The sequence below is a fragment of the Pseudophaeobacter leonis genome, from assembly GCF_002087335.1.
Lineage (GTDB): Bacteria > Pseudomonadota > Alphaproteobacteria > Rhodobacterales > Rhodobacteraceae > Pseudophaeobacter > Pseudophaeobacter leonis.
Window position 1 is genome coordinate 1 of the sequence record NZ_MWVJ01000106.1, and the last position, 1,087, is coordinate 1,087.

Sequence of the window (1,087 nt, forward strand, 5' to 3'; positions counted from 1 at the left end):
CGCAACACTTTAGTCTTCTTGGAAAGATGGAGTGTTAGGCATGAAGTATCGGACGCGGACATTTTACACTGATAATCAGAAGTCGGAGATGTTGGGATCGCTGGCAGCGTGGAGAGTCGATGAGTTCGATTGGGCGTTGCTTTAATCGCGCGTCATCATCGATTTTCCCGCACCTTGCGGTAACCGGCGGTATTCGTCCGCCAGCCCGCACCAGATCCCGCCTTGCTCTGAAGCTTAATGGAACGAGAAGAGATTTCTCGTGGCCTCGCTGCCAAGAGTTCGTTTCGCGCGATTGCGCGGGTCTTGCAGCGGTCACCTTCGACGATCAGTCGGGAGGTTCATCGCAACGGCGGTCGGAATGCGTATCGCGCTGCACATTCAGAGCAGCGTGCGTGGGACTGCGCAAAAACGGCCCAAATCTTGTAAGCTCTCCTTCAACGCGCCCTTGTGCCAAAGGATATCACGGAAGCTACGTTTGAAGTGGTCTCCCGAGCAGATCGCCGGTTGGCTCAAGCGGAAGCATCCTGACGAAGAGCAAAACCGCGTGTCACACGAAACGATCTACCGCAGCCTTTATGTTCAAACCCGTGGGGTTCTGAAGAAAGAATTGCAGGAATGCCTGCGCAGTCCTCGTGCTATCCGGCGATCCAGGCACGCGACGCAAAAGGGTCTTAAGCTGCGTAAAATAAAAGACGCGGTTCCAATTTGCGAACGCCCACCAGAGATCGAGGATCGGGCCGTTCCAGGCCATTGGGAGGGCGACCTGATCGCGGGGTCAAACAACAGCTACATCGCCACGCTGGTGGAACGCCATTCCCGCTTTGTGATGCTGGCGAAGATCGAAAACAAGGACACACAAAGCGTCATCACCGCCCTCATCAAGCAGGCGCGCAAGCTTCACAAGGAACTCTACAAATCGCTGACTTGGGATCGTGGATCCGAGATGGCCGGTCATGCGAAGTTTTCACTATGGCCACCAAGATCGAAGTTTACTTTTGTGATCCTCAGTCTCCATGGCAGAGAGGCAGTAACGAAAATACCAACCGTCTTCTCAGACAATACTTCCCCAAGGGCACTGATATATCAG

The 1,087-nt window shown here is 54.1% G+C and carries 1 pseudogene; it reads left to right on the forward strand.

What is annotated here, in order from left to right:
• Window positions 1-40: 40 nt before the first annotated feature.
• Window positions 41-1,087: pseudogene (locus tag B4968_RS20185) on the forward strand (IS30 family transposase); the annotation flags it as partial.